The sequence below is a fragment of the Micromonospora sonchi genome (assembly GCF_014646235.1).
Lineage (GTDB): Bacteria > Actinomycetota > Actinomycetes > Mycobacteriales > Micromonosporaceae > Micromonospora > Micromonospora sonchi.
This window is the reverse complement of the sequence record NZ_BMNB01000001.1, coordinates 182,747-206,197: the sequence shown is the minus strand read 5'-3', so window position 1 is coordinate 206,197 and position 23,451 is coordinate 182,747. Positions and strand designations below refer to the sequence as shown.

The 23,451-nt window shown below is 69.7% G+C and carries 16 protein-coding genes and 1 tRNA gene; 3 read left to right on the top strand and 14 right to left on the bottom strand.

Annotated elements, in window-relative coordinates; all coding sequences use genetic code 11:
• Positions 1–56: 56 nt before the first annotated feature.
• Positions 57–6,458, bottom strand: a complete 6,402-nt coding sequence (locus IEY61_RS00900; protein ID WP_229705590.1) for an NIDO-like domain-containing protein — start codon at positions 6,456–6,458, stop codon at positions 57–59.
• A gap of 125 nt (positions 6,459–6,583) precedes the next feature.
• Between IEY61_RS00900 and IEY61_RS00895 the strand changes: the two genes are divergently transcribed.
• Positions 6,584–6,946 carry a hypothetical protein gene (locus IEY61_RS00895; protein ID WP_189040277.1) on the top strand — a complete coding sequence of 121 codons (363 nt, stop codon included), beginning with the start codon at positions 6,584–6,586 and terminating at the stop codon, positions 6,944–6,946.
• Positions 6,947–7,022: 76 nt separating this feature from the next.
• Here IEY61_RS00895 and IEY61_RS00890 read toward each other — a convergent pair.
• Positions 7,023–7,095: transfer RNA gene (locus IEY61_RS00890), tRNA-Ala, on the bottom strand.
• Between the two features lie 101 nt (positions 7,096–7,196).
• Positions 7,197–7,787 carry a YqgE/AlgH family protein gene (locus tag IEY61_RS00885; protein WP_189040505.1) on the bottom strand — a complete coding sequence of 197 codons (591 nt, stop codon included), beginning with the start codon at positions 7,785–7,787 and terminating at the stop codon, positions 7,197–7,199.
• 204 nt (positions 7,788–7,991) lie between these two features.
• On the opposite strand from IEY61_RS00885, the gene mdlC reads away from it, so the two are divergent.
• Complete coding sequence (gene mdlC, locus IEY61_RS00880) at positions 7,992–9,587, top strand: benzoylformate decarboxylase (RefSeq protein ID WP_189040276.1); 1,596 nt, start codon at positions 7,992–7,994, stop codon at positions 9,585–9,587.
• 8 nt (positions 9,588–9,595) lie between these two features.
• On the opposite strand, the gene IEY61_RS00875 is transcribed toward mdlC, so the two are convergent.
• Positions 9,596–12,145: a BTAD domain-containing putative transcriptional regulator gene (locus IEY61_RS00875; RefSeq protein ID WP_189040275.1), complete on the bottom strand. Its 2,550-nt coding sequence runs from the start codon at positions 12,143–12,145 to the stop codon at positions 9,596–9,598.
• An 82-nt stretch (positions 12,146–12,227) separates the two neighbouring features.
• Here IEY61_RS00875 and IEY61_RS00870 point away from each other — a divergent pair, with 82 nt between their 5' ends.
• A complete protein-coding gene (locus IEY61_RS00870; protein WP_189040274.1) occupies positions 12,228–13,019 on the top strand; it encodes an AfsR/SARP family transcriptional regulator in 792 nt (263 codons plus the stop codon).
• On the opposite strand, the gene IEY61_RS00865 is transcribed toward IEY61_RS00870, so the two are convergent.
• From IEY61_RS00865 to IEY61_RS00820, 10 genes are all read right to left on the bottom strand, one after another.
• On the bottom strand, positions 12,997–14,217 hold the full coding sequence (locus IEY61_RS00865) for a DUF6365 family protein (protein WP_189040273.1): 1,221 nt from the start codon (positions 14,215–14,217) through the stop codon (positions 12,997–12,999). The two genes, IEY61_RS00870 and IEY61_RS00865, sit on opposite strands and share 23 nt — an antisense overlap.
• 5 nt (positions 14,218–14,222) lie before the next feature.
• The gene (locus IEY61_RS00860) at positions 14,223–14,900 is read right to left on the bottom strand and encodes a tetratricopeptide repeat protein (protein ID WP_189040272.1); all 678 of its coding nucleotides are present in this window, start codon (positions 14,898–14,900) and stop codon (positions 14,223–14,225) included.
• Between the two features lie 3 nt (positions 14,901–14,903).
• Positions 14,904–15,812, bottom strand: coding sequence for a radical SAM protein (locus tag IEY61_RS00855; RefSeq protein WP_189040271.1), 909 nt, complete (start codon positions 15,810–15,812; stop codon positions 14,904–14,906).
• A 99-nt stretch (positions 15,813–15,911) separates the two neighbouring features.
• Positions 15,912–17,267 (bottom strand): hypothetical protein, encoded by a 1,356-nt coding sequence (locus tag IEY61_RS00850; RefSeq protein WP_189040270.1) that lies wholly within the window; start codon positions 17,265–17,267, stop codon positions 15,912–15,914.
• Complete coding sequence (locus tag IEY61_RS00845; RefSeq protein WP_189040269.1) at positions 17,264–18,475, bottom strand: DUF6365 family protein; 1,212 nt, start codon at positions 18,473–18,475, stop codon at positions 17,264–17,266. The genes IEY61_RS00850 and IEY61_RS00845 overlap by 4 nt, the downstream gene beginning before the upstream one ends.
• A complete protein-coding gene (locus IEY61_RS00840) occupies positions 18,472–19,722 on the bottom strand; it encodes a DUF6365 family protein (protein WP_189040268.1) in 1,251 nt (416 codons plus the stop codon). Before IEY61_RS00840 ends, IEY61_RS00845 begins: the two co-directional genes overlap by 4 nt.
• Before the next feature lie 4 nt (positions 19,723–19,726).
• Complete coding sequence (locus IEY61_RS00835) at positions 19,727–20,422, bottom strand: hypothetical protein (RefSeq protein WP_189040267.1); 696 nt, start codon at positions 20,420–20,422, stop codon at positions 19,727–19,729.
• A gap of 6 nt (positions 20,423–20,428) precedes the next feature.
• Entirely contained in the window at positions 20,429–21,355 is a 927-nt protein-coding gene (locus IEY61_RS00830; RefSeq protein ID WP_189040266.1) for a radical SAM protein, read from the bottom strand.
• A gap of 12 nt (positions 21,356–21,367) precedes the next feature.
• Entirely contained in the window at positions 21,368–21,679 is a 312-nt protein-coding gene (locus IEY61_RS00825) for an Os1348 family NHLP clan protein (RefSeq protein WP_189040265.1), read from the bottom strand.
• Between the two features lie 24 nt (positions 21,680–21,703).
• Positions 21,704–23,449 carry a B12-binding domain-containing radical SAM protein gene (locus IEY61_RS00820; RefSeq protein ID WP_189040264.1) on the bottom strand — a complete coding sequence of 582 codons (1,746 nt, stop codon included), beginning with the start codon at positions 23,447–23,449 and terminating at the stop codon, positions 21,704–21,706.
• Positions 23,450–23,451 lie beyond the last annotated feature (2 nt).

The window sequence follows — 23,451 nt, the reverse complement described above, 5'->3', positions numbered from 1 at the left end:
CGGGCGGGGCGTCTTCACACGAGACGCCCCGCCCACTCACGTTCGGGACGACGGTCTCAGGGGGTTGGCGGGTTGAATCGCAGTCCCATGCCGGGTCGGAGGACGGGTTGGCGGTAGGTGTACTGGATCGCCGTGGTGCCGTCGGCGTTTTCGATGCCGATGGTGGCGCCGCCGCCTCGTTCGAGGAAGGTGCCGTCGTTGTCGGTGTAGGCGAAGCTGTAGCCGCCGGATTCGTCGAGGATGGCTTGGAAGGTGGTGCGGGTGCGGGGGTCTTCGTAGGAGTGGACGTTGCGCCATTCGATGACGTACTGCCGGTTGGGTGCGGTGCCTCGCACGGCGGTGCGGACGCTGGCGTTGGGGTCGACGACCCAGTCGTGCCAGAACGGGTAGAGCGCGGCGTTGGGTTCCTCGGGGCTGGCCGGTGAGGGGATGGGCCAGGCGTCGGGTGACGGTTCGCCGGGTTTGATGAAGCTGACCAGTCCGTTGGTGTCCACCCAGCCGGTGTTGTAGGTCTGTCCGTACAGGGTCACCGGGAAGGGCAGGGTGACCGAGGTGAAGGCGTCGTCGCCGGTGATGGGGAGCACGGTGCTGTTGGCGGGTGTGTAGGTGACGGGTTGCTCGGCCAGTTGGTAGCCGCCCCCGGCTGGGGTGGCGTCCAGGGCGTAGTCGGCGGTTGCCTGGGTGTTGGTGCCGACCACGACTTGCCGCACGTCGGAGCCTCGACATGCCCCGCTGGGCACGGTGACGATGACGGCCCAGGTGCCCGCGGGGACGGCGGTGATCTGGTAGGTGCCGTTGGCGGCGGTGGTGGTCGTCTTGTCGGCCGCTGCGATCGTCGCGCCGGCCACCGGGGTGCCCTGACAGGTGACGGTGCCAGCGACGCTGCCCTGCCCCGGTGGGTTCGGGGTGAACGTGACGCCCTGGCCGCTGGCGAGCCACGGCTCGCGGAACAGGTACTGGAAGCCGATGGAGCCGTCGCCGTTCTCGATCCCGACGGTGCCCTCGCCGCCACGTTCGATTGGCTTTTTCGGGTCGATGTCGGCGTAGGCGAGGGTGATCTCGCCGTTCTCCTTGAAGATGACCTCGAAGGTGGCGCGGGTGCTGGTGTCGCCGTAGATGTGCACGTTGCGCCACTCCACGACCCACTGCCGGTTCGGTGCGGTGCCGCTGATTCTGGTGGCGATCCGGGCCTGGGAGTCGACCACCCAGTCGTCCCACAGGACGTAGACCGCCGCGTTCGGCGAGCCATCCACCGCCGGCGACGGGATCGTGCCCGGCCAGGAGCCGATCCACCCGAAATACGCGGGGTCCTTGAAGCTGATCAGGCCGTTGGCGCTGATCCACGCCGAGGTGTACGACTCGCCGTAGAGCTTCACAGGGAACGGCGGATTCTTCTGCCACACCGTCTCGTCACCCTGCCACCCCTCGACGATGTCGCCGGGAATGAAGGTCTGCGCGCCGGTGGTGCACTTGTAGCCGAACTCGTCGCCGTCGACCATCACCGACAGATCCACGTCGAAGGTGCCACCGGGGTGGTTGATGATCTCGCGGGCGTACTGGCCGGCGCACCGGTTGTCACCGGTAGACGCCGCGACCTTGTACTCCCCCACCGGCACCGCGGTGAACTGGTAGCTGCCGTCGGCCGCGGTGGTGGTGCTGCGGTTACCCGGGTTCAACGTCACCGTCGCCCCGGCCACCGGGTTACCGGTCACCGCTGTGGTCAGGACCCCTTCAACCGCGCCGGCCGGTGCCGGAGTGTAGGTGATCGAGCTGTTCGCCGTCAGTGCCGCCTCGTGGTAGGAGTACAGCGCCGCCACCGTCCCGGAAGCGTTCTCCAAACCGACCGTCGCAGCCGCGCCCTGCTGCACCGGGGTGGACATGGCCCCGTAGTGGAACGCGATCCGTCCGTCCTCGTGGAAGATCACCTCGAACGTGACCCGCTGCGCGTTGGTCGGCCGGAACCCGACGTTGCGCCACTCCACCACGTACGACCGGTTCGGAGCGGTGCCCACCGTCTGCGTCCGCACACTCGCCGCAGCGTCCACCTCGAAGTCATCCCAGAACGGCGCCACCACCGCGTTCGGCGCCGCCACCGTCGGCATCGTCGGGTTCACCCAGGTGTCCGGTTCCCCCGACACCGGCCCGAAGCTGACCAGCCCATTCGTGTGCACCCGGCCAGACGTGTACGACTCGCCATGGAAACGCACCGGGAACGGCAACGTGACCATGGTCGCCGCGTCGTCACCAGTCAGCGCCAACACCGTCGACGCGGACACAAAGCCGGATGACCCCGTGCTACAGGCATAACCCAAGCCGCCGTAATCCGGCCCAAGCCGCAGGTCACGGACCACATCGACGAACAACTCCACCTGGCTGCGCGCCACCGCGCCACACCGGCCCGCCATCTGCACACCGACCGTGTAGCTGTCGGCGACCAGACCGGTGAAGCTGTACGCGCCACCCGCGCCGGTCGTGGTGCTGACCCCGCTCGGGTCGAGAATGACCGTCGCGCCGACCACCGCGCCACCGGCGGCGTCGGTCAGCGTGCCGGAAAGGCTGTGCAGCTCCAAATCCCCTTCCGAGTCCGGACGGGTGAAGGTGATCGCCTGACTGTTGGCCAGAACCGGTTCGGCGATCGAGTAACGCAAACGGTCCTGACCGTCCTCTGCCTCAATGCCGACGATCGCGTGGGCGCCCCGCTCGGCGGCGTTGTCGAGCTGGTCGTAGTTGGTGGTCACGGTGCCGTCGGGAGCGAGGACCGTCGCGAAGGACAGCCGTTGGGCGGTGTTGCCCTTGCGGTGCACGTTGCGCCACTCCACGACGAACCGCTGGCCGTCACCGGTGCCGGTGGTGGCGGTGCGCACGCTGGCCGAGGCGTCGACGACCAGGTCGTCCCAGAACGGCGCTACCGCAGCGGCCGGGGTCGCCGGTGCGGGCTGCTGGCCCGTGTACGGGTGTGAGCCACCCGGGTCGGTGAAGGACAACAGGCCGTTGGTGTCCACCCAGGCGCTGCGGTAAGCCCCGCCGTAGAACGGGAACGCGAACGGCAAGGGCACGGCAGCGACCGCGTTGTCACCGGTCAACGCCAAGGTGGTGGACGCCGCCGTGAAAGCGGTGACCTGCTCGGAACAGGTATGGCCGAGATCGTCGCTGAACGCCGACAGGAAGATGTCGAAGGTGGCTCCTTGGCCGTCAATCTCCAGCGGCCCGCTGAAAGCCTGACCACACCGACCGCCGACCGTCGCAGTGATCGTGTACGAGCCGGGTGCGAAACCGGTCAGCGCGTAGCTGCCATCGGCGGCGGAGGTGGCCTGGTGGCCGCCGGGCTGCAACTGGACCACGACGCCGGCGCCCGGTAGGAAGCTCGCGTCCCACACCGTGCCGGACAGGCTCGCGGCCGACGCGACCGTGAAGGCACCCTGGCTCATCTCGCTGGCCCGATTGCCGTCATCGACCGCGACGGCGTACACCGGTCGCTCCCCGGTCATGCTGCCGATATTGATCGTGACAGTGGCCGTGCCGCCCGGGCTACTGGCGTTCACGGTCGTACCCAGCCCAGCGCTGTCAGGGCTGTACCGGAACCGCGTGACGTTGGTGTCGCCGCCAGCGTCGAACCTGACCGTGAGCTGTCCGCCCGCGGTGACCTCGCTGCCGTTGGGGAAAGTGACCGCCGGCGGCAGCGGCACCGCAAGCTTCGCGAGGTTCGCCGGCGTTTCGACGAAGTTGTAGAACCGCACGTCGTCCACGACACCGGCGAAGAAGCTGTCGTAGCTTCCGTTCCACTTGCGCCGGCCAACGGAAAAGTCGCTGGTCGCGTTGAACCCGCCGGACAACGTGGCGGTCTCGGTCTGCGCCACACCGTTGACGTACAGGGTCAATTTCTTGGTTCCCCCGTCGTACACGGCGGCCAGATGCGTCCACTTACCCGCGGTGGGTGCCGCGTTGGAATGCACGTTCACCGAGGCGGCGTTGTCGGTGTCCGCCGTCGTCATGGTGAATCGCCACCGTTGATTGCTGCCGGCATAGCCGAGGTGGTACGCCGGCATGCGGGAACCGTTCGCACTCACCACCGCCTGCACGCCAGTACCAGCCAACGAATTGATCCTGACCCAGCTGGTGACCGTGAAACTTGCGTCAGTGCGGACCGGGGTGGACACGAGCGTGTCCGGGTGGGGGGTGTTGATGGTCCCGGTCTTGGTGGCCGCGGCGTTCCCTGGCAGCGACAGGGCGGTGCCGATCCCGGAACGGCCCGCGACCCGGGTGGCTCCGGTGCCGAGGGTCAACGCGTTGCCGTGCCCAGAGTCGTCCGCCGCAGTGGTGCCAGTTTCCTCGAAGGCCCACTCCGCTGCCGCGCCAACCCCAGCCCGGACGCTGAACGTGTACGTCACCGGGGTCGAGAACCGCCCGGCGTGGTCTTTCGACCACACGTACAGCACGTTCACGCCATCGTGCCGGGGCGCCAACGAGATCGACGCCCCGTAATCCGTCGTCCGAGCCGGGACGGTCTTCGCCGCGGTCAGCACACCGGAGTCGAGGCTGTAGGCGTACTCCTTCACCTCATAAGGGCGTACTGTCGGCGCGGCCACGGTGAACGTGCCGGACAAACCGACACCGCCGCGCGGGACGCCGTCAGTGGTGTAGTTGGTCGATGCGACCCCGGCCGGCGGCGGTGGCGGCGTCGCGTCGACGGTGAATTCGCAGGTGCCAGACCATTTGCCGTCATGCTGGCGGTCCCAGGTTTGGGCCTGCCACACATAGCTGCGCCCGTCGACCAATCTCCCCGACGGAATCTTCCCGGAAACGGACGACGGGTTACCCGCCGCCTGCGAGACCCGGTCGGAGTCGTTGCGGGAGCCGCCAACCGGCCACCAGTAGAAGTACGTCGTCAACGACTGCTGATCATCATCCGGGTCCGACTGCTTGGCAGACAGGATCGGCGTGGTCGTGAGCACATACGGTCGCGACGCCCCCGTCGCGCAGGCCTTGCCGTCGGACTTTCGATCCGACGGCGCGTTGGCCAGCGTGTTGAAGGTGATCGCGAGCTTCGGCGACGAGTGATTGAACCGCTTCCACTGGTTCTTGGTGCCCTCATCGACCGCCCGCAAGCCCAGCGTCAGATCCGACTTCCCGCTCTTGGCCGCCTCCTTGACCATCGTGGTGACGTTGAACTCGATGGTCCCGGTGCCCCGGCAGCCGTGCGCAGCACCATGCTTGCGGTCACCGCGCACCTGAGCCGTGCGGTTACCGTCCCACTTCGGTTGGTTGTTCCACGTCGTACTCGACGAGATCGCCCCGGTCTTCCACACCTTCGCGTTACTCACCGGACTACACGTCCACGCGTGCCGCTGCTCGATCCGAAACTCAGCCTTGCTGACTTCCGTACCCTTCACCCGCGCAATGTTCATCCGGAACAACGACCGAATAATGTGATCGGCACACCCCGAGCAATCCTCGGTCCGCCCGGCACCCGCAGCACCGTACGTCGAGCCGTTATTCAACGCCGACGAATTCTTCCAGAACGAACTCGTCTTGTGCTTGCTCCACACCGACGTCCACGCGTTACTGACAATCCCACCCGTCCACGACGGATCAATATAAATCGGCAACTTCGTCCGAGGATCAGCCAACATCGCCTTGTCCGGGACGATCGTCATCGTCTTACCGTCGACCCGTACCGGCATTACCGCCCGCCGCACCGGCTCGCGTATCGCGGACCGGCCCGGCCCGGCCTGGATCGACGCTTCCTCATCCAGCTGCCGCTGCTGCTCGGCCACGCTCGGCTTGCGCTGCGCACGCGCCCCGCTCGGACCCTTCTCCGCCGCCCCAGCCAGTGAATCGGCCTCCGGTGCCTGAGAGGAATCCCACATCATCGGTGCCGGCGCGGCGAACACCGTAGCGCCTTTGCCGTCACGAGCCGTCAACCCACCCGAGCCGGTCGCGCTCACCGTGACACCCTTGGTCTGCAACCCGAACTTCAGCGAAGCCAGTTGGGGGCTCGCCGCCGCCTGACGGGACTTCACCACCAACACCTCGGAAAAGCCCAACGGCTGCGCGGTGACCCGCAAATCCACATCCGGCAGGACGTCGCGGTAGACCGCGGTCGCGCCCTCCAGTACCGGCGTCGGCAGCCGGCCTGGCCAGGTCATCGCCAGTTCCCGATCACCGTCCCGAAGCCGGGCCAGCGGCGCGTCGCCACCGGTCGAGAAGACCATCGGCAACACCGTCGCTCGCGGGGTGACCCCCTCGGCGGACACCTTCAGCGTGGTGTCCACCGGCGCCCAGGACTTCCCCTTGCGGACCCGCGTCGGCTCGATGGTCTGCTCCAACGTCCGCGAACCATCGACATTCAGGAACATCTGCGACCACTCCGTACGCTCGGCGAGAATCTCCACCCGCCGACCGCACACCCCGACCATCCGACCCGCCGCGGCAGCATCCGGCTGCTCGTCCTCACACATCGGCCCAGGCGCCGCCGACGCAGGCTCAACACGGACAGGAACCGCCAGCCCTGACGCCACCAACACCGCTGCCAACGCAGCCGTCCACCCACGCCGCGATACACCCATACAGACGCCAGCCCCCCGTGATCAAGCAGGTCGATGCACGAACTGTAATGATGCCGAACGATCTATGTAAACGCCCGTCACAAGTTGCGACCACAAACCAGGCATACAGGGTTCGATCAGGCCCTCAAATCACTGAAAGTGCCTGCATCGCGACGGCGAGCGGAGATGATCGGCGCCGGGAGCCTCCTAACCGGCCCACATCGACGCGGCGCTACAGACCGATTCACGAGGCGGCACCGTCCGCCCACACCGCTCCCGACGTCCCGCACTTCACCTCGATCACGCCGGGCGCCAAGATCACAGCGGAATGCCTGCTCAAGATCGGCGCCGCACACGACCTGCCGTCGATCATCGAGCAGAAGTGTGGGGCGATTGTGTGAGCACACCTGTGAGCACGATGATCAGAAAATCGGCACTGGCCGATGACCAGCGCCGATTGACCTGCACAAACAAGGGTGGAGCCGAGGGGACTCGAACCCCTGACCCCCACACTGCCAGTGTGGTGCGCTACCAGCTGCGCCACGGCCCCTTGCTGTCGCGCCCGGTCACCCGGGCACTGAAAGAACTATACACACGCCCGCCGGCATGGTCATCTCGCGGGGGTCCCCCGCAAGAACGGCCGATGCCGGGTCAGTTCAGCGCCACGTCGGGCGGGAAGTGAGCCACCGCGGCCATCATGCCGCCCTGTCGGCGCAGCACCATCGGCCACAGGTCGTCGGGCCGGTCGACGAAGGCGTCTCCGGGCAGGGCGTCCAGCACGAACCAGGAGCCCTCCTTGATCTCCTGCTCCACCTGCCCCGCGCCCCAGCCGGCGTACCCGGCGAAGACCCGGATGCTCTGCACGTTCTCGCGCAGTCGGTGCGGGTCGACCGACAGGTCCAGCGTGCCAACGGCGCCGGAAACCTGGTGGAAGCCCTTGAGCCGGCGGACCGGTTGGCGCATGCGGGCCAGGCAGATCGCCGAGTCGGGCTGCACCGGGCCGCCCTCGAACAGCACCGCCGGGTGGCGAGCCAGGTCACCCCAGTCGCGCAGCACGTCCGCCACCGCCACCTCGGTGGCCCGGTTGAGCACCACCCCGAGCGCGCCACCGGGTTCGTGAGCGACCAACAGCACGACCGTACGATCGAAGTTCGGGTCTTTCAGCGCCGGCGTCGCCACCAGCAGCTTCCCGGTCATCGACTCGGTTGTCCGCCCGCCGATCGCCTGCCCCTCTCCCTGCATCACGCGCCCGTCAGTCGTGCACCGGGAGGCGGAACCGGCCACGCCCCGGAACGGCCCGCCGCACCGGTGCCGTCCGCGCTGTCACTGCCATGCCTCGCACGATAGCGTGCGCCCACGGACCCTGGCGATGGCCTGACCGCTGGCTGGTCGGCACAAAAGCGAAAGGCCCTGTGAACCCGCGTCGCCGGGCTAGATTCAGGGGCGATGGCAACCGTTCGCGACACCACCTACGACCTGCTCCGCGCCCTGGGCATGACCACCGTCTTCGGCAACCCGGGCTCCACCGAGGAGCCGTTTCTGCAGGCGTTCCCCGATGACTTCCAGTACGTTCTCGCACTGCAGGAGGCGTCGGCGGTCGGTATGGCCGACGGGTACGCGCAGGCCACCGGGCGGCCCGCGCACGTCAATCTGCACACCGCGCCGGGCACCGGCAACGCCATGGGCAACATCATCACCGCCTGGCACAACCGCACCCCGTTGATCGTCACCGCCGGCCAGCAGACCCGGGAAATGCTGCTGCTGGAACCCCGGCTCACCGCCCGTCGGCCCACCGAGCTGCCCGAGCCGTACGTCAAGTGGACGCACGAGCCGGTCCGGGCGCAGGACGTCCCGGCGGCGCTGATGCGGGCATACGCCGCCGCGGTCCAGCCACCGGCGGGGCCGGTCTTCCTCTCCCTGCCGCTGGACGACTGGGCGCAGCCCGCCGGGCCGCCACCACCGGCCCGTACGGTGGCCACCCGGTTCGCGCCCGACCCGGAGCGGCTGCGCGGGTTCGCCGCGGCGCTGGCGACCAGCCGGGCGCCCGCCGTGGTGCTCGGCGCGGCCGTGGACCGGGCCGGCGCATGGGAGGCCGCGATCGCCCTGGTCGAACGGCTCGGCGCGCCGGTCTGGTCGGCACCCGCGTCCGAGCGCACCCCCTTTCCCGAGGACCATCCGCACTTCCGGGGCGTGCTGCCCTTCGCAATCGGTCCGCTGGCCGAGCAGTTGCGGGGACACGACACCGTGCTGGTCGTCGGCGCCCCGGTTTTCCGCTACTACCCGCACGTGCCGGGCGACACCCTGCCCGACGGCGCGCGGCTGCTGCACGTCACCGACGACCCCGACGAGGCGGCTCGCGCCCCGGTCGGCGACAGCCTGCTCGGTGACGCCGGGCTCACCCTCGCCGCGCTGGTCGAACTGGTGCCACTGGCGGGCCGACCGCCATTGCCGGCCCGCGCCGAACCGGCACCGGTGGAGGATTCCGTCCCGCTCAGCGCCGACGCGTTCTTCGCCGCGCTGGCCCGCTACTGGCCCGCGGACGGAGTGCTGGTGCAGGAGTCGCCGTCGAACCTGGCCGCGCTGCGCCGTCGGCTGCGGTTCACCCGGCCCGGGTCGTACTTCACCATGGCCAGCGGCGGGCTCGGCTACGGCCTGCCGGCGGCCGTCGGTGTCGCGCTGGCCGAGCGGGACACCGGTCGGCACCGGCCGGTGGTCGCGGTGATCGGCGACGGGTCCTTCCACTACTCGGTGCAGTCCCTGTGGACCGCCGCTCAACTGCGCCTGCCGTTGGTGGTCGTGGTTCCGGTCAACCAGCAGTACGCCATCCTCAAGGCCTTCGCCGAGCTGAAGCAGACGCCCGGCGTGCCCGGCCTGGACCTGCCCGGCATCGACATCAGCGCGGTGGCCCGCGGCTACGGCTGCGCCACGACGGTGGTCGACACACCCGACCAGCTCGGCGCGGCCCTCGCCACGGCGCTGCGCGCCGACGGCCCGACGGTGCTCCCGGCCCCCATCCGCCCCGACATCCCCCCGATCCTGTGAAGCGGCGCCTACAGCTGGTCCGCCAGCGCCGCGATCGACGCCCTGAGCCGCCGGTAGTAGGTCGCCCGGCTCAGTCCCAGTTCCCGCGCCGTCGCCGCATGCCCCTTCGCCTTCAGGTAGCAGGTCAGCAGCAGCACCCCCGCCCGGGCCTGGGCGGGGTCGTCGCTGACCGCCAGGGTCTCGATGCCCGTCTGCAACCGCTCGCGCAGGTCGGTGCCGTCGCTGCCGACCAGCGGGACCAGCGGGCTGGCCGCCAGGGCGCGCGGGGACCCCAGCTGACTCAGCGCATGGCGTACGTGCAGGGCGACCGGGTCGGGCGCGGTGGGGCCGAGGCCCAGCGCGGTCAACTTCCGCAGCCAGTCGTGGAGCCCGGCGGGTAGGAGTGAGCGCGTGTGCACCTCCAGCGGGCTGCCGCAACCGAAGGCCTCCGCCCTGGTCTCGCCCCGGAACTCGAAATCGAGCGCACGGGAGAGGCGCTGGTAGTCCGGCCAGAACGTCACGACGGTCACCTTGCCGCTGGCCATGCCCTCGCGCAGCACGCTGCGCAGCAGTGCCGCGTGCCCGACCGCGTCGGCGCAGAACGCCATGCCGACGAAGATGCCACCCTCGCCGGCCAGCCGGTCGCTGTGGGCCTGCAGCAGTGGCTCCATCGTGTCGATGGTGCGCTCGGCGACGGCCACCGTGGCCACCGTGCCCATCGTCGTACCGTCACGGTCGACGGCGAGCTGGAAGCCTTCCGGGTCGGCGGCCAGCCAACGGCCCACGACGCGTTCGCAACGGCGCGAGTCCAGCTCGCCCCGCTCCGCCCAGCGGCGCGTCAGCCGCAGGATGTCCTCGGCGTCGGCGGCCGTGGAACGGCGTACCCGCATGGTCGGTTCGCGCACGGGAAACAGCGCTTCGCGGATCGCCGCGTTGCCGGTCAGCCACAGGCTCTGCTCGGCCAACTCGGCGCGGGTGGCGTCATCACCGGCGACGGCCAGCAGCCCGAGGCGGTGACGCACGGCGGCACGGACGATTCGGCGATGTGCCGCAGGCCGCCGCCAGCGGTGCGCCGCCTCCAGGATCGAGCGGTACGGCTCGATGACCGCCAGCCCGCCCGGGCCTGCGGTCACCAGGCTGCCCGCGTTCAGGATCGCGAACCCCCCGGGGTCGAACTGCTCCTCGTTGCCCTGGCCGATCAAGGCCAGCCGGGCGAGCAGGCCACCGAGCGCGGGGTTCTCCCGCCGCGCGCGGTCCAGCACCTCCGCGGCGGCACCGTCGACCAGCGCGCCGTCCACGTCGGCGGGCGTGCCGCGAAGCAGCGCTCGGCAGATCCGGTCAGCGATCAGCGGGATGCCGCCGGAGAGGCGTACCACCGCGTTGATCCCGGCCGGTCCGGCGACCCCGAATTCCCTGGCCAGCTCCGCGATGCGCGGGGTGGACCAGGGCGTGACGGGAACCGTGACGGTGGGCGTGCCCGGCCAGGTGGGCAGGCAGCGCAGCGGGCGACGGCTGGCCACCACGAGGACGCGTCCGGCCGGGGACCGTTCCCACGCACGGCACACGGCGGTGACCGCAGCGGGACCGTCGGCGTGATCGATGGCCACCACCGACCCACCCGGATCGACCACGACCGGCCAACCGGGTTCGACCGCTGCGAGGTCGGCAACCGGCAGCCCGAGGTCGGCCAGCAGCGTCGACTTGCCGCAGCCGATCGGACCCACCAGGTTGACGATGCCGCCGGCGGGAAGCGCGGCGACGGCCTCGGCAAGGTCGCCCGGTCTCGTCTGCGCCGCTGGGGCGTGAGACTGCGGTGAGACAGCGTCGCGCAGCAGGTCGGCGTACGCGGCGCGCAACTGCTCGCCCGGGTCCACGCCGAGGGCGTCGGCGAGCAGGCGGCGGGTGGCGTCGTACACGGCGAAACCGTCGGCGCGGCGACCGACCGCGCAGTAGGCGTACATCAGCCGGGCCTGGGCCAGTTCGTCGAGCGGCTGGGCCACTGCGGCTTCCTGCACGAGGGGCAGCGCTTCGAGTACGCGGTCGACCGCGATCGCCGCGTCGAGCAGCCAACCGACCAGCGCCTGGCGCTGACTGTTCAGGACGGCCAGCCGCGGGCTACCGGCCAGCACGGGAAGGTCGGCGCAGGGTGCCGCGTGATAGAGCGCGAGCGCCTCCCGGCACACCCGCATCAGCTCGGGGTGTGCGCCGCGGGCACGTGCGCCGCGGGCCTGCTCGGCGAGGACGCGGAACCTCAGCACATCGACGTCCTGCACGTCGACGCAGAGTGCGTAACCGGTGCCGACGGTGGGCAGCACCCGGCTGGGGGAGCGGGAGCGCCGGCCCGGCTCGAGCACCGCGCGCAGCCGCTTGACATAGGTACGCAGAGTGTTCACCGCGGTCGGCGGCGGCTGGGTCCAGAAGATGTCGATGATCTCGTCGATGGGAATCGGGTCGCCGCTGGCCAGCGCGAGCAACGCCAACACGGCGCGTTGCTGGTGGGGGCCCAATGGGATCTCGGTGTCGCCCCGGCTGGCACGTACCCGGCCGAACAGCGCTATCCGCAGGGCAGTCGGGCCCACTGCGAGTCCATTGAGGATCCATTCGGCTCTGCCACGCTCCAGATGGTCGCATCAGCCGGCGGGCTCGGGAAGGAGGAACCGTATGGAGTTTCAACTGCTCGGCCCGGTGCAGGTCCGAACAAACGGCAAATTGATCGATCTCGGCGACCGGAAACAACGGTTGGTGCTGGCCATCCTGTTGCTGGAACCAAATCGACTGATCCCGGTCAGCCGTCTGATCAGTCTTCTGTGGCCGGAAGGGCCACCCCGCAGCGCCCGTCGAATCGTCCAGGCTCATATCAGTCGACTTCGCGGCATGCTTTCCCGGTGTCAGCTGCAGACCTCGGTGCCGGCCGAGGCCGTGGTGGTCCGCCGAGGCCCCGGTTACATGTTGGTCTGCGATCCGGATCAGGTCGACGCGCATCTGTTCCGGGGCCTGCTGGACCGCTCCCGACAGAGCGCGGACGACCACCACAGGGTGAACCTGCTGCGCCAGGCGTTGGGGCTGTGGCGCGGACCGGCGCTGGCCGATGTCGCCTCCGAGGAGGTCCACGAAGAGCTGCGCCGCAGCCTGGAGGAGGCGCGGATGGCCGCCGTCGAGGAGAGGTTCGCCGCCGAGCTGCGACTCGGCCACGACCGGCAGCTCATCGACGAGCTCGGTGACCTGGTCGCCCGGCACCCGTACCGGCAGCAGCTCGTCGCGATCCTGATGCTCGCCCTGTACCGGGCCGGCCGGGCCGCCGAGTCGCTGGCAGCGTACGAGCGGACCCGGCAGCGGCTTGTCGCCGAGCTGGGCCTGGAACCGTCGGCGGAGCTGCAACGGATGCAGCTCGCGGTGCTGCGGGCAGAGCCGACCCTGGCCCACCATCCGCCTACCGCAGCTTGGCGGCGCTGATCGCCTCCTCGGCGCTCGGGAGCCGGTCGAGCTGGTGCAGCAGGGCGGCCTGCCGGTCCCGCAGGCGGGTCCGGACACTGCTGTCGTCCAGCAGCTCGTTGAAGGCCTGCAGCACCCGGCGACGCTCGAAGACCCCCGCGGTCAGGAAGCAGTCGACGTACGGATTGTCCGACAGCACCGGCGCGAGGAACTCGTACCACCCCCACGGGTAGACCCGGTAGGGGAAGGCGACGGTGAGGTCGGCCGCGGCCTCCGCCAGCCAGGTCGGCGCGGAACCGCTGCGGATCAGCCCCGCCGTGTCCAGCGTCTTGTAGTTCTGCAGCAGCAGCGACGGTACGCCGGCCAGGACCGCCTGGGTCAGCGTCACCGACACGGCGTTGCCGGTCAGGAAGAGGTCGGCGCCGGTCAGCTGGCCGTGGAACTCCGCCGGCGTCATCCGGCCGACATGCTGATAGTCGATCTGCTCGGCGATCGGGAACTCCCACCGCACCGGCCCGACGTGCACCACGCGCAGCGGCCGCCGCAGGGCCGCGAGATGGCTGTGGATGATCCGCGGCATCGCCCGGATCAACTCGGCCATCTCGGGTGCCCGCACGACGTTCACCTGCTCCCAGCGGGAGTTGGCCAGGAAGATCGTCGGCGGCTCGGTGCGGCGCGACCGGCTGACCGGCAACGGCGAGGTGCCGCCACAGATCATCCGGGTCACGGCGATCCCCGCGTCACCGGACGCCGGGCGGTTCAGCGGGCTGTTGCGGATCACCAGGTCGCACGTGTCCAGCACCCGGGGGAACCGCGTCCGGTGGCCGGTGTAGAAGTCGACCACGTAGCCGGCAGCCGGGTAGTCGTACTGGTCGAAGCTGCCCAGGGCGACGTCGTAGCGCTCCCGCAGCAGTCCCATGCTCAGGCCGGACCAGCCGGTGGAGTAGTCCAGCGTGAAGGCGTCGGCGGCGACGAACAGATCCGGCCGGAAGTGGGTCACCAACTCGTCGAAACGCTCCCGGTTCCGTTCCGGGGTCGGCGCGTCGAGGGGGTACGCGGTCAGGCCGAACCCCCGCACGTAGGCAGCGGTCCCGGCGGCGGTGACGAACCCGACCTCGAACCGGTCGGGCGGCAGCTGCCGCGCGAAATCGGCGGCGATGCTGAGGTCGCCGTTGGAGAGGTGTCCCAGGCCGAGGAAGAGCAGGCGTCGGAGACCCATCCCGATCACCTGACCGGCTGCCGGTGCCGGGTCTCCCGCACCGCCCGTTGGTCGCCGTAGAGCGCCGACATCAGCTCGCCGACGGACTCCCGTTCCGGCGGATCGAGCCCGGCCGCGTAGAGCGTGACCAGTGGTTCGCAGAGCATCGCGCCCAACGCCGGCAGCCGGGCCGGGACCCGGGGGCAGCGGGACAGCGCGGCGACGTGCGCGCGGCGACGCTGTCCGGACTCGTCGCCGGTCAGCCGGGCGACGACGGCCGCCAACGCGTGCGCGCTGGCGAAGTACGGCTGCAACGGCACCGCCGCCTGCTGGGTGCGAAGAATGTCGAGGTCCTCCTCCGCCTTGCCGAGTTCGTCCGGCACCTGCACCGTGAAGGAGCCATAGCTGCTGGGGACCAGCGCCCGCAGTCGCGCCCGGCTGTAGCGGGCCAGCCAATGCTCCGGGGTGCCGGCCAGCACCTGCCCGAAGACCTCGATGGCGGTGGTGAACCGGGCGTGCGCCTCGATTCCCGGGCGCACCGTGGCCATCAACGCCAGGCCGTAGCGGCTGGCGGCCACCGGGTCAGCGGGGTCGGCGTGGTGCGCGTCGGCGAGCCGGTCCAGCAGCCGGCCGGCCCGGCCGAGCTTGGCCGCGGTGCTCGCCAGACCGAACAGGTCGTCGTCGGCCTTGCTGATCTGGTCCATGGGTCACGCCGTCGGGACGGGGCCGACCGGGTGGAACTCGTCCCAGCCGATCATCTCGGCGTACTCCTTGTAGACCCCGCCGCACGCCGCGTCGTGCGCGCATCCGGAGCATCGCTGGTCCTTCACCCGCGCGTTGGCGTCCATGAAGTTCTCGTAGTCCTCGAAGATCAGGTTCCGGTACAGCATCTTGAACTGGTTCTCCGACCAGTTGATCATGTACTTCTCGTAGCCGGGAATGGCGCAGTACGGGAATCCCTCAAGGGTCACCACCTGGTCCCGACGGACCGCCCGCTCGACCGCCTCCAGCACGTACGGCTGAATGTCGTCGTAGCGGGGCGTGACCTCCCAGAAATTGCGCAGCGCGGTGCCCGCGGTGTGCAGGGCCGAGAGGTTGACATGATCGACGGCGAGATCAAGGCAGAGATCCACGATCTCCGGCAGCTCGGTGAAGTTGTCCTTGCAGACCACCGAGTTGGTCCGCACCTTCGCGCCCAACTCCTTCACGTTGCGAATCCCCTGCACCGCCTGCTCGAAGGAGCCGAGCGCCTTGCTGATCCGGTCCTGGGTCAGCGCGGTCGCCCCGTGCATCGACACGATGAACAGGCTCACGCCTCGGTCCACCAGCTCCCGGGCGTACGCCATCCGCCCCATCTTGCGGCCGTTCGTCTGCAGGAACACCGTCGGGTAGCCCAGCTCGCGGATCTCGTCGAGGATGTCCAGCAGATCGCGGCGGATGGTCGCCTCTCCGCCGTGGATGTTGACGGCCTCGTAGCCCTTGCCCGCGTTGTCCCGCAGGAACCGGGAGACCCGCTTGCGCGAGATCGAGTCGTCCTTGACGAACGGGGAGTCGACGATGCAGAAGGAACACTTGCTGTTGCAGATGTCGGTCAGGTGCACGCTCAGAGCCTTCATGCTTTTTCCTCGATAGGTTCTCGGCCACCCGGTGGGGCGACGCTACGGTTCGGGGCTGTGATCACGTTCTGGCCTGCTCACCGCGGTACTTGCGCCGGATCACCCGGATCCCGCCACCTCCAGCCGCTCCAACAGCGACAACAGCCTCGTGAGGTCACCGCGGACGCGCTCCATGTAGTCGTGCAGCGCCTTGCGGCCGGGTTCGTCCCGTACCCCGAGCCGGGTCGCCTCGTCGACGGCGATCTGCCCGAAGGCGAGCAGGCCCTCCAGGTAGCGGCGATGCTCTGGCAGCGCCCGCCGCAGCGACGCCGTCGCCTCGGTCCCGCCCTGCGACATGGCCACCAGGTCGCCGCGGAGCGCGCGGACCCGCCGGTAGACGTCGGCCGAATCCGCCCCCACCATGCTGCGGAAACCCATCACGGCGAGATCGGCCGCGCCCTGCGGAAGGGACCCCAGGGTGGCGGTCTGCCGCTGGACGTAGCGCGAGACGCGCTCGGCCAACCCGGCCGCCTCGGCGAGCGCCGCCGGGTCGACCGAGCCGGCGACCGGCACCGGCTCCTCCTCCGCCGGGTCGCCGCAGCCGGCCCACATCCGCACCAGCCGGCGCTTCTGCACCGGAACCCGCTCCCCGTCCGGGCCGGTCAGCGTCGCCACGATCATCTCGGTCATCTCCGCGTGGAGCAGGTCGCCGGTCTCGACGTCGACCTGCACCGTGACCCAGTACGACGAGCGGCCCCGCTGGGTCACCGGCCCGGACCGCACGTCGAGCTTGCAGTCCAGGCACTGGAGCGAGTACACGGCGGAGGCCCGATCGCCGACGCGCCCGTGGCCCAGGTGCCGGCCGTACATCCGGGAGTTGCGGAACACCGCGACCGCGCCCGGGTCGGTGAACTGGAGGTCCGCCCAGGTGCCGGAGATGCGGCGCAGCTCCCCGAAACCGCCGACGGTGCGCAGTTCCGCCGTGTTGATCAGGTTGGTGGCGATCATCTCGAACGTGATGACGTCCCAGCTCACCATGAGCAGCAGGTCCACCGCGGGGGCTCGGGGAAGGTCCGGGTAGCTCACGTCCAGGGTGCTGGAGACCGCGCCGTCGGCGGGTGCGGTCAGGGGATCGTCACCGCTGCCGGCGGGATCGGACGGCGGGTCGGCACCGTCGAGTTCGGCGTGCAGCAGCACCGACCGGAAGCTCTGCCCGCGGGCGAAGGTCCACTCCCGCCAGTCGGTGGCCTGCTCCGGTATGCCGGTGCGGGCGCTCACCGACTGCCATCCGTAACTGACCGGGACCACCGTGGGCGCCGCCGGACCGATGACCGTCCGGTCCACGCTGGCGGTCAACTCCTGCCACTTGTACGGGGTGCCCCGCGGGGTCAGGAAATCGTTGCGCATGCTCACCTGGAACAGCCGCTTCGCCGCCGGGTCGATTCGCCTGCGCCCCGCGAGAACGCTACTGGTCATCGCGACACCGCCTCCTGGAACGCCGCTACCGGCGGCGCCATCTCGGCCAGCCGGTCCCGATAGTCGTGCTGCCGCTGCCGCAGCCGCGAGCGGACCGCGTCGTCGTCCAGCAGCCCGGTCAGGTGCCGCAGCACCTCCGTACGCTCGAAGATGCCGGCCGTGGCGAAGCACTCCCGATACGGGTTGCCCGACAGCAGCGGCCCGACCAGGTCGTACCAGCCCAGCGGTGCCACCCGGAATGGATACGCGGTGCGCAGCAGCGGGGCGAGGGTCGCCAGCCAGTCGGGAAACTCCGACGCTTCCCGCACCCGGTCGTTCTCCAGCACCAGCGCCGGCACCCCGGCCAGGACCGCCCGCCCCAGCGTCGCCGACAGGACGTTGGTGGTCAGGAAGAGATCGGCGGCAGCCAGCCGGGCATGGAACATCGGGTACGGAAGCCGGCCGAAATGCTGGTAGTCGATCTGTTCGGCGACAGGGAACCGCCACCGGCGCGGCCCGACGTGGATCACCCGCAACGGGCGGTCGAGTGCCGCCAGGTGGCCGTGCACGATCCGCGGCAGGGCGTCGACGAGCTGCGCCGCCGGCAGCGAGCCGCGCGAGGTGCGGTGTTCCCACGGCGAGTTGACCAGGAAGACCACGGGTGGGCCGTCGCCGCGTGGTGCGGCGTCGGCGACCGCCGGACGTAGTCCGTTGTCGTGCAGGCCACCAGGGTGCAGGGCAGCCACCGCCACGCCGGGCGGCGAGGATTCCGGCGGATGTGGCGGGCTGGTCCGGATCAGCAGGTCACAGCCGTCCAGCAACGGCGGTATCCGGACCTGACCGCCGCCGTACGAGTCGACGGTGTAGCCGGCGGCCTGCCAGCCGAGCCGGTCGACGCTGCCGACCGGCAGGCCGTACCGCTCCCGCAACAGCGACAGCGTGAGCCCGGACCAGGCGCGGGCCTGGTGCAGAGCGAACGCGTCGGCGGCGACCAGGCAGTCCGGGCGGAAGCCCCGCACCACCCGGTCGAGGACGGCCAGGTTCTCGTCCGGGGTGACCCCGCCCAGGGGCAGCGTTGGCAGTCCCACCTCATGCAGCTGCGGCATCGCCTCGGCGGCGGCGACGAACCCCACCTGGAATCGGTTGCGGGGCAGCCGCCGGGCCAGGTCCGCGGCGATGCCGGCGTCTCCGTGGGACAGCCGGCTGGGCGCGAGAAACAGGATCTTCACAGCGCGGTCACCTGCCGTAGGACGGTGTCGACGTCGGGCAGCTTGCGCAGCGCCCCCAGGTACGTCTCGCGCGCCTGCGTCAGCCGGTCGCGCTCCGGGCCTCGACCGAGCAGCGGAAGGACGGTGGCCAGGGCAGCCTCCTCGTCGAACATCTCGACGTGGGGAACCACGTCGGTGAACGGGTTGTCGGCCAGCAGCGAGTGCAGGAAGTGGTACCAGCCGACCGGGAACATCCGGCACGGGTACAGGTAGTCGACCCCCTCCACCACCTGCCGCGCGAAGTCGGTCAACGGCCGGTCGGTGGTCCCCTCCCACCGCAGCCGCCCGTTGCGCAGGGTGAGGGAGTTCATCAGCACCACCGACGGGATCCCGCGCAACGCCAGCCGGTGCAGGCTCACTGACACGATGTTGTTGGAGATGTGCAGGTCGACGGCCTGGATCAGCCGGCGGAAGCGTTCCGGTTCCACCGGGCCGAGCGGATAAAAGCCGTCCGGGACCCGGTCGTGGAACACCAACTGCGGCCCGACCGCCAGCACGTCCGCGTGCTCGAGCAGCCGGGACAGCAGCCGTTCCAGCATCCGGTGCGAGGCGTCCACGAAGTTGACCACCCTCGGGTACGCCTGGTGCATCCGCTGCCAGGTCGCGCCGGTCACCAGCACCACCGGCCGGTCACGGGTCAGGCCCAGCTCGCGTCGCACGTCGGCGCGCTGCGCCACCGGAACGTCCACGGTGCTCTCCAGCAGCGGGTACGCGTGGACGTCCGGCCCGGACATCTCGTCGAGCGGGTTGTTCAGCGGGCAGGGCCGCAGCCGGAAGGCGAGCCCGTCCAGAGAGATGTCGGCCTCGTACTTGGCCTTGAAGCCGTAGGTGTCCAGCCAGGCGCCGGGACGGCCCCAGGAGAAGTTGTCGAACGTCCCGATCGGGCAGTCGAAGATCGACAGGTCCGCGCGGCTGAGGCCGTAGTGCCGATCGCAGAAGTCGTAGTTCATGAAGTCGGCGAGCACCACCAGCGCCGGGCGGTGCACGTGCTGGATGTCCTGCAGCTGGATCCGGTTGATCTTCCCGGCGCCCGGGACCATCACCTGGTAGTCCAGCCCGGCGTTCGCGATCAGCCTGCGGTGGCTGGGCGGGACCAGGAACAGCGGGCGGAATCCGGTGCCGGCCATCCGTTGGGCGAACTCGGTCGCGATCGCCAGCTCACCGTAGGCCCAGAAGCTGGTGACGAGGAACAGCACCGTCCGGCGCATCCCCTCACCGCCTTCCCTGGCCGGCGACGGGCCGGGGTCGGACCTGCCCCGGGAACAGCGTCGCGGCCAACCGGTCGACCATCCCGCCCTCCGGCACGTCCGGCTGGTCGCCGTACCAGAGGAACGGCTCGCGCAGGATGCTGCCGAGCGAGCGGAACGGGACCGCCGAGGCGGAGTGGGCGGCGGCGGTCGTGATCAGCTCGGCCACCCGGTCCGGATCGCGGTCGTCGGACTCCCAGTCCAGCCGGGCCGCCAGCAGGTAGGAGCAGGCGAACCAGGGTTGCCACGCCGTCGCGGCCTGCCGCTCGATCAGCTCCCGGGCGTCCTCGGCCGCCCGGGCCCGCTCGTCGGCGACGAACCTCGGGTGGTCGGCGTGCTCCGGGGGCATCATCATGGTCCGGATCCGGATCCGCAGGTACCGCCCCAGCCAGTGCTCCGGGACCCCGTACAGCAGGTCGCCGAGGGACTCGATGACCTCGCTGTAGGTGGCCAGCGCCCGGCCCTCGTCCGGGGCGGACCTGGTCCAGTCGACCTGCATCTGGGCCACCAGCGCCAGGGCGTAGGGGAAGCCGGCCAGCGGATCCTCCCACTCGCGCTCGTAGTCGGCGCTGAGCCGTTCGACGACGGACGTGGCGCGGCCGAGCCGGGCCGCCGCGAGGACGGTGCTGAACAGCTGTTCGTCAGCGTGCGTGATGGGCACCATGGCTCACGGCACCGGTGCGAGTTGGCCGGTCGCGGTGCCGGCTATCGGATGGAACTCGTCCCAGCCGATCCGCTCCGCGTATTCCTTGTACACCCCGCCGCAGACCCGGTCGAAGGCGCAGCCACCGCAGCGCTGGTCCTTGACCCGCTCGAAGTCGTCCATGTGGTTCTCGTAGTCCTCCATCACAAAGCTGCGGTACAGGACCTTGAACCGGTTGTCCTCCCAGTCGACCAGGAACCGCTCGTATCCCGGGACCGTGCAGTACGGAAAGCCCTCCATGAGCAGCCGCGCGCCGCGGCGTACGGCCCGCTCGCACGCCTGCAGCACGTACGGCCGGATCTCGTCGTAGCGCGGGGTCACCTGCCAGAAGTTGCGCAGCGCCGTGCCCGAGGTGTGCAGGGCCGAGATGTTCACCATGTCGGCACCGAGGTCAAGGCAGAGGTCGATGATCTCCGGCAGCTCGGTGAAGTTGTCCTTGCAGACCACCGAGTTGGTCCGCACCGTGGCACCCAGTTCCTTGACGTTGCGGATGCCCTTGACCGCCTGGTCGAACGAGCCCGGCGCCAGGCTGATCCGGTCCTGGGTCTGCGCGGTGGCGCCGTGCATCGAGACGACGAAGAGGCTGACCCCCTTCTCCACGACGGTGCGTGCGTACTCCATCCGAGCGAGCTTGCGGGCGTTGGTCTGGAGGAACACCGTCGGGTATCCCAGGTCGCGGATCTCGTCCAGGATCTCCAGGAAGTCCCGCCGGATGGTGGCCTCACCACCGTGCAGGTTCACCGCCTCGTACCCCTGACCGGCGTTCTCGCGCAGGAACCGGGAGACCCGCCGCCGCATGATGGTGTCCTGCTTCATGTGCGGAGAGTCGACGATGCAGAAGGTGCACTTGCTGTTGCACACGTCGGTCAGGTGGATGCTGAGCGCCTTCATCAAGCGACCTCGCTAGTCGTCGAGTTCATCCGCGTCGTACACCTCGTAGCCCTGCTGCACCATGCGCGTGTCCTCGGGGGTGTAGACCGCGGAGTCGACGGCGAAGTACTCCTCCAGGTTCTCCGGAGTGAGCTTGGCCAGGTCCTCCTCGTCGAGGCTGCGCAGCAGCAGGAGCTGCACCTCGCTGAGCGCGTAGCCGGCCAGCGCGGTGTCCGGGTCGTCGAGCAGCTGCCGGCCGAATTCGGCGTCGGTAATCGCTCGCTCCAGCACGTCCTTGATCTGGTTGGTCTCGGCCCTGCTCGGGACGCTCTCGGCCGTGGTCACGGTGCTCCTTCCGGTACTGCGCTGTCAGGTCAGCGCCATGGTTTCGTTAGTGAGCCGGGACGGCGCCCGGTTCGGGCGGTTCTGTCGGATGCTCAGGACGTACCAGGCGTCCATGAAGTCGTTGCTCTGGATGGCGTTCAGCTTCGCGATCTTCGGTCCGATGTCGTCGGCCAGCTGCTCGGCGCTGCGCCCGTCGATCTCGTCGAACTCGTAGACGCGGAAGTTCTGCGGCTTGTACGACCAGTCCAGGTCGTCGGCGAGCCAGCGGTAGTTGGCGTCGAGCAGGCGCTGGGCCGCGTCGGGGAACTTACGCAGCCGCATCCCGTACGCCTCCGGCCGGGCGCCCATCAGCGACTTGGGTGCCACGAAGTACCGGTTGACGTTGAAGTAGTTGATGTACTCGGCGTTGCGTTCCAGGAAGTCGGTGGTCTCGGCGAAGTTCTCCGCATCCTCGTGCGGCATCCCGGTGATGATCTCCAGGTCGGCCCAGATACCGACTTCCTTGCACCAGCGGAGCACCCGCTCGGCCTCGGCCAGCTTCACCCGCTTGTCGATGATTTTGAGCATCTTGGTGCTCGCGGTCTCCAGGCCGAACGTCAGCTTCCGGCAGCCGGCGTCGGCCAGCATCGCCAGCCGCTCGTAGGTCAGGCTGTTGAACCGGCCGCAGTCCGACCAGTTGAGCTCGACGCCGTTGAGCACCGCCCGGCTGGAGAACTCCTCGACGAACCCGTTGACCAGGTTGAAGTAGTTGTTGAACAGGAAGAAGTACGGCGTGTCGTACTTCTCGCTCAGGGCCGCCATGTGGCCGACGACCTCGTCGACCGTGGCGTGCACCAGCTTGGTCCGCTCCAGGCTCTCGGTGCAGAACGCGCACGAGTACGGGCAGTTGTAGTTGAAGACGTACGGGACGACCAGCTTGCCCGACACCCCCTGCCCCTCGTTGGCCGCGTTCGCCTCGTTGGCCAGCCAGCTCAGGTAGGAGGGGAAGCGGTACAGCTGCATCCGGTTCAGCTGCTCGTCGACGGCCCGCTTGCGGGGGCTGGCCTCGGGCCGGTCCAGCACGAAGTTGTGGTAGTCGGACAGCTCGAGGCCGTCGAAGTCCGGCGGCAGGATCCGGTGCACGGCGTCGGGCGCTCGGACCACCGTGTCGCCGAGCATCCGCGCCACCCCGGGGCGGGCCATCGGCAGCAGCGCCCGGCTGCCGGCCAGTCCCCGGACCAGGTCGACGAAGACGTCCTCGCCGGGTCCGGTGACGGCGCCGTCGAAGTGCCGGAGGCAGGCCGTCCACCACCGGTGGAAGGCGTCCTTGAACTGCATCAGGTAGTCGAGGTTGTTTCCGCCCAACACGACCGGCTTGCCGTAGTGCCGCTTGATGTGCGCACCGAGCACGACGGCGGAGTTCATCTCCAGGAAGGAGAAATCCCCACCGGCCGAGATGCCGACCACGTCGGCGGCGGCGACGTCCTTGCCCGCCAGCAGCCGCCCGGCGAAGGTGTCCAGGAAGTCGTCCGGCGCGCCGCCGACGAACTCGACGACGGCCCGCTCGTCGTAGAACGGACGCAGGTCGGTCTTGACGAAGTCGCCGGCGTGCCACATCCGCGACAGGTCGGAGTTGAGATCGTGCAGGTCCACGTCGAACCCCGCCGCCCGCAGGCCGGCGGTGACCACGCCGGTGCCGAAGGGGGGAAGGTTCATCCGGGTGAACATGGGCTGTTCGCCGGGTGCGACGAGGAACAGCACCCGGGCAGGACGCAGCCGGTTGGCAGCCATAC

Bases quoted from the DNA above. Each gene is read 5' to 3' on its own strand.
- IEY61_RS00900 (WP_229705590.1), bottom strand. From the start codon at position 6,458: ATGTGTGAGGACGAGCAGCCGGATGCTGCCGCGGCGGGTCGGATGGTC.
- IEY61_RS00885 (WP_189040505.1), bottom strand. From the start codon at position 7,787: ATGCAGGGAGAGGGGCAGGCGATCGGCGGGCGGACAACCGAGTCGATG.
- mdlC (WP_189040276.1), top strand. From the start codon at position 7,992: ATGGCAACCGTTCGCGACACCACCTACGACCTGCTCCGCGCCCTGGGC.
- IEY61_RS00870 (WP_189040274.1), top strand. From the start codon at position 12,228: ATGGAGTTTCAACTGCTCGGCCCGGTGCAGGTCCGAACAAACGGCAAA.
- IEY61_RS00865 (WP_189040273.1), bottom strand. From the start codon at position 14,217: ATGGGTCTCCGACGCCTGCTCTTCCTCGGCCTGGGACACCTCTCCAAC.
- IEY61_RS00860 (WP_189040272.1), bottom strand. From the start codon at position 14,900: ATGGACCAGATCAGCAAGGCCGACGACGACCTGTTCGGTCTGGCGAGC.
- IEY61_RS00855 (WP_189040271.1), bottom strand. From the start codon at position 15,812: ATGAAGGCTCTGAGCGTGCACCTGACCGACATCTGCAACAGCAAGTGT.
- IEY61_RS00850 (WP_189040270.1), bottom strand. From the start codon at position 17,267: ATGACCAGTAGCGTTCTCGCGGGGCGCAGGCGAATCGACCCGGCGGCG.
- IEY61_RS00840 (WP_189040268.1), bottom strand. From the start codon at position 19,722: ATGCGCCGGACGGTGCTGTTCCTCGTCACCAGCTTCTGGGCCTACGGT.
- IEY61_RS00830 (WP_189040266.1), bottom strand. From the start codon at position 21,355: ATGAAGGCGCTCAGCATCCACCTGACCGACGTGTGCAACAGCAAGTGC.
- IEY61_RS00820 (WP_189040264.1), bottom strand. From the start codon at position 23,449: ATGGCTGCCAACCGGCTGCGTCCTGCCCGGGTGCTGTTCCTCGTCGCA.